This window comes from Phocaeicola sp., assembly GCF_048170425.1.
Classification (GTDB): Bacteria; Bacteroidota; Bacteroidia; order Bacteroidales; family Bacteroidaceae; genus Phocaeicola.
Map to the genome: position 1 here is coordinate 1 of NZ_DBEXBB010000078.1, position 5,134 is coordinate 5,134.

A 5,134-nucleotide genomic window follows, 5' to 3' on the forward strand; every position below is an offset into this window, starting at 1 on the left:
TAATCGCGGATAGCAGTGTCGTAGTGTGAAGAAACAGTAAACGCTTCACCTGCGAACCAACGGCGTTGTTCGCGTGTGGTTACAGCTCCCTGTTTGTTAAGGATTTCCAATAAGGGTTGGTATTGATGCTTGCTGGCTACGATTACTACATCATTGAAGTTCTTAGCTCCGGCACGAATCAATGAGATACCACCTATATCAATTTTTTCGATGATGTCTTGTTCTGCTGCACCGCTTGCAACTGTATCTTCAAAAGGATACAAGTCTACAATAACCAAGTCAATCTCTGGAATTTCATACTGAGCAACCTGCTTCTGGTCTCCTTCCAGTTCTCTGCGGCAGAGGATACCTCCAAAGATTTTAGGATGCAATGTCTTAACGCGTCCTCCAAGAATAGAAGGATAAGTGGTAATGTCTTCTACAGCCTTGCAAGGATAACCTAATGATTCAATGAACTGACGTGTTCCTCCGGTAGACAAGAACTCAACGCCTTCTGCATGAAGCTTGGCCAGGATGGCGTCCAAACCGTCTTTATGGTAAACAGACACCAATGCGGTCTTTATTTTCTTTGATTCTGACATAAATGTTTGATATTTAAAATTCAGGTGCAAAATTACGAATTTTCAGATGATAAACGCAGGATAATGAGCATAAAATATCTTTTTTTTGCATTATCACTGAAAGTTTTAATGCTGTCGTTTGAAGAGATACAAAGTTTTTTCAGGCTGTCCTTTTTATTTTGTAACACGATTGTAACATATATGACATTCTTTTATAACACGAACGAAATATTTTTGCACTTGGAAAAAACTTAACAAAACAAGTATGGAAACTGTTTATTTAGGAATTGTTATTTTCTTATTTATGCTGGCAGTCTTTGATTTGCTGGTGGGGGTCAGTAATGACGCGGTGAATTTCATGAACTCTGCGGTAGGTGCAAAAGTGGCAAAGTTCAGAACAATTATTATTGTAGCTGCTATCGGAGTGTTTGCTGGAGCGGTGCTGAGTAACGGGATGATGGATATTGCCCGTCATGGAATTTTTCATCCGGTAAACTTCAGCTTTTATGAAATCATGTGTATTCTGCTCGCGGTAATGGTGACGGATGTAGTCCTTCTGGATGTCTTTAATACGTTAGGACTTCCTACTTCTACCACTGTTTCAATGGTATTTGAATTATTGGGAGGTACTTTTATTCTTGCCATTTTAAAGATTGTCGGTGATGAAACCGGACTGTTAACCTTAGGTGATATGATGAATACAGAAAAGGCCCTTTCAGTGATTATGGGTATTTTCCTTTCGGTAGCTGTCGCTTTTATTGTTGGTACCTTTGTACAGTATGTTTCCCGATTAATTTTCAGTTTCAATTATAAGAAGAATCTTTCTTGGACTATCGGAATTTTCGGTGGTATTGCCGTAACTTCTTTGGGATATTTTATCATCATTAAGGGACTGAAGAGTGCATCTTTTATGACTCCAGAAGCTCTGCAATGGATTCAGGATAATACAATGGCATTGGTAGGTGGATGCTTTGTCGTATTTACCATACTCATGCAGGTGTTGCACTGGTGCAAGGTGAATGTGTTTAAGATTATTGTATTGCTGGGTACATTCTCTCTGGCATTGGCTTTTGCCGGAAATGACTTGGTGAACTTTATCGGTGTACCTTTGGCTGGCTTCTCTGCTTATACGGATTATGTAGCTAATTCTAACGGTGCTGGTATACATGACTTTATGATGTCTTCGTTGATGTCTTCAGCCAAGACACCTCCTATTTTCCTGATTGCATCTGGTATCGTGATGGTATATGCGCTGGCCACTTCAAAGAAAGCGAAGAATGTAATCAAGACTTCTGTAGATTTGGCTCGTCAGGAAGAAGGTGATGAAATGTTCGGTTCTTCTGCATTGGCTCGTGTGATTGTTCGTCGTGCGACTAATATCAATGATTTTCTGGTACGCGTTATTCCGGTAAATGTTCGTCGTTGGATTGACAGCCGTTTCAATAAAGATGAGGTTATTTTGGCAGACGGAGCTGCGTTTGATATGGTACGTGCTTCTGTGAATCTGGTTCTTTCCGGACTGTTGATTATCATCGGTACGACCATGAAACTGCCTTTGTCTACTACTTATGTTACATTCATTGTGGCGATGGGTAGCTCGTTGGCCGACCGTGCCTGGAGTCGTGAAAGTGCTGTATATCGTATTACGGGTATGCTTTCAGTGATTGGTGGTTGGTTTATCACTGCATTTGTAGCTTTCACTATCTGTGCGTTGGTGACTTTCATCATGTTCTACACCAGCTTCTTCGGTATGTTTGTATTTATCGTAATAGCTGTGGTACTTCTTGTTCGTAGTAATATTAAATATGGCAAGAAGGAAAAGATTGAAAGCCAGGATGATGTGTTTAAACGCATGATGAGCAGTAAGGATAAGGGTGAAACTTTGGCTTTGCTTCGTCAGCATGTTCAGGAAACGCTGACCGATTATGTGGGTTTCTGTGAAAAGACGTATGTGCAGGTAACTGACGGGTTTATTAATGAAGATTTGCGTAGCTTGCGAAAGGCTATGAGTGCGACGGACGACCAGAAAAAAATGTTGAAGAAACGTCGTCGTAAAGAAATACTTGGTCTCCGCCGTTTGCCGATAACCGTGGCTATGGAAAAGAATACTTGGTTTCACTTGGGAAGTAACAGTTGTGAACAGATGCTTTATTGTTTGAAGCGAATTTGTGAACCGTGTAAGGAGCATGTAGACAACAACTTTAATCCGATTTCTCCGGATTGTGTAAAAGAATTCTTGCCTGTACGTGATGAATTGTGCAAACTGATGGAACGTGCCAAAGTGGCTATCAGCCAGGATAATTATGAAGATGCGGATGATATTCTGAAAAAAGGAGATGACCTGAAAAATCGTATCTCCGCTTTGCGTAAACAGCAGATGAACCGTATGCAGGAAGGCGATAATGCAAGCTTGAAGGCATCTATGGTATATTTGAATATTCTTCAGGAATCTCAGGAGTTGGTAAGTATCTGGCGTCATTTGCTTCGTGCCAGCCGCTTCTTCCAGGGAGATTATGTGCCTCAGGAAGTTTCAATGATTGCGCTAACAGAAGAAAGATAATTTTGTAGCCTTAAAAAGAAGGCCGATACAGGGTTAATGCCCTTTATCGGCTTTTATTTTTTATTTGTCTTCTATTTCGGTGAGATTCCCTGTTGTGGAATTCATGATAAATCCTCTTACTTTTATGTCTTGAGGCACGAGCGGGTGATGGCGTACGATGTGTACACTCTTTTGTACAGCTTCTTCCGTATCGTTAAATCCGCTGAGCCATGAGTTAAGGTTGATGTCACAATATTGCATCATTTCAATATGGTCTTGTGAAATTCCTCTTTCACGCATGTGCTGTAGCATGGTTTCACTGTCCATATGCTGTACGCCACAATCGGTATGTCCGATAATCATGACTTCTTCTACTCCTAATTCATAGATTGCCACAAGCAAGCTTCGCATGGCACTACCGAAAGGGTGAGTGATGGTACCTCCGGCATTCTTGATAATTTTGACATCACCGTTCTTTATTCCTAAGGCTGCGGGAAGTAATTCTGTCAGGCGGGTATCCATACAAGTGACAATGGCAATTTTTTTGTCAGGGTATTTGTTCGTTATGTACTTTTCGTATCCCTTGGTTTCTACGAAAGTCTTGTTGAAATTTAATAATTCGTCTATCATAACATTTATATTTTGTATAGAATATAGGCAAAAATACAGATTTATTTTGTGATATTCCAGTTGGCTTTTGGGTGAATTCTTAAAATCATACACTTATCATGAAGAAGCTTCTGATTTTTTCGTATTTTTGTAGAAAATTCAACCAAACTATTAAAATATGGCTAAAGAACTCGAACTCAAGTACGGCTGTAACCCTAACCAGAAGCCGGCCCGCATTTTCATGCAGGAGGGAGAACTGCCTATTGAAGTATTGAACGGACGTCCTGGATACATTAACTTCCTGGATGCGTTTAACGGATGGCAGTTGGTGAAAGAATTGAAAGAAGCTACCGGAATGCCGGCTGCAACTTCGTTCAAGCACGTGAGTCCTGCCGGAGCCGCAATCGGTCTGGAACTGGATGAAACCATGAAAAAAATTTATTTCGTGGATAATTTGCCTTTGTCTCCGTTGGCAAATGCGTACGTGCGCGCTCGTGGAGCAGACCGTATGTCATCGTATGGCGATTTTATAGCTTTGAGTGACGTCTGTGATGAAGAAACAGCTCGTTTTATCAATCGTGAGGTTTCTGACGGCGTGATTGCCCCGGGATACACTGACGCAGCCCTTGAAATTCTGAAAAATAAACGTAAGGGTACTTATAACGTGATTAAAATTGCTCCGGAATATCGTCCGAATCCCATTGAACGGAAGGATGTGTTTGGTATCACTTTTGAGCAGGGACGTAACGAAGTGAAATTGAATGGGGCAGAATTGTTTGAAAACATTCCGACTCAGAATAAGAATTTCCCTGAAGCTGCTAAACGTGATTTGATGATTGCATTAATCACTTTGAAATATACTCAGTCTAATTCTGTTTGCTACGTGAAGGATGGACAGGCTATCGGTATTGGTGCCGGACAGCAGAGCCGTATCCACTGTACTCGCCTGGCTGGTAATAAGGCTGATATCTGGTATTTGCGCCAGCATCCGAAGGTGCTGAATTTGCCTTGGGTAGAAAAGATCCGTCGTGCCGATCGTGATAATACCATCGATATTTATATTAGCGAAGATCATGACGATGTATTGGCTGATGGAGTATGGCAGCAGTTCTTCACTGAGAAACCTGAAGTATTGACACGCGAAGAAAAACGTGCTTGGCTTGATACATTGAAAGGAGTATCATTGGGCTCGGATGCTTTCTTCCCGTTTGGAGATAATATTGAACGTGCTCACAAGAGTGGTGTGGAATATATTGCTCAGGCAGGAGGTTCTGTTCGTGATGACCATGTGATTGAAACTTGTGATAAATACGGTATTGCAATGGCATTTACGGGAATCCGTTTATTCCATCATTAATAATGAATTAGTCTGAAAATAGTGGGGTAAATTTGCTGGCTGGGATGAAAGTCAAGTGAATTTACCTCT

General features: G+C 41.1%; 4 protein-coding genes. 2 read left to right on the top strand and 2 right to left on the bottom strand.

The window, feature by feature from the left end; translation table 11 throughout:
- Positions 1-581 (bottom strand): IMP cyclohydrolase (locus ACMJ0U_RS03245; protein WP_417128146.1); only part of this gene is annotated, 581 nt, incomplete at its 3' end.
- Positions 582-825: 244 nt separating this feature from the next.
- Between ACMJ0U_RS03245 and ACMJ0U_RS03250 the strand changes: the two genes are divergently transcribed.
- Positions 826-3,120, top strand: a complete 2,295-nt coding sequence (locus tag ACMJ0U_RS03250; protein ID WP_417128147.1) for an anion permease — start codon at positions 826-828, stop codon at positions 3,118-3,120.
- Between the two features lie 60 nt (positions 3,121-3,180).
- Here the strand turns inward: ACMJ0U_RS03250 and ACMJ0U_RS03255 are convergent, their stop codons facing one another.
- Positions 3,181-3,729 (bottom strand): beta-class carbonic anhydrase, encoded by a 549-nt coding sequence (locus tag ACMJ0U_RS03255; protein ID WP_007562103.1) that lies wholly within the window; start codon positions 3,727-3,729, stop codon positions 3,181-3,183.
- Between the two features lie 157 nt (positions 3,730-3,886).
- On the opposite strand from ACMJ0U_RS03255, the gene ACMJ0U_RS03260 reads away from it, so the two are divergent.
- Positions 3,887-5,065, top strand: coding sequence for a phosphoribosylaminoimidazolecarboxamide formyltransferase (locus ACMJ0U_RS03260; RefSeq protein WP_417128148.1), 1,179 nt, complete (start codon positions 3,887-3,889; stop codon positions 5,063-5,065).
- The last annotated feature ends 69 nt before the right edge of the window (positions 5,066-5,134 follow it).

Bases quoted from the DNA above. Each gene is read 5' to 3' on its own strand.
- ACMJ0U_RS03255 (WP_007562103.1), bottom strand. From the start codon at position 3,729: ATGATAGACGAATTATTAAATTTCAACAAGACTTTCGTAGAAACCAAG.
- ACMJ0U_RS03260 (WP_417128148.1), top strand. From the start codon at position 3,887: ATGGCTAAAGAACTCGAACTCAAGTACGGCTGTAACCCTAACCAGAAG.
- ACMJ0U_RS03250 (WP_417128147.1), top strand. From the start codon at position 826: ATGGAAACTGTTTATTTAGGAATTGTTATTTTCTTATTTATGCTGGCA.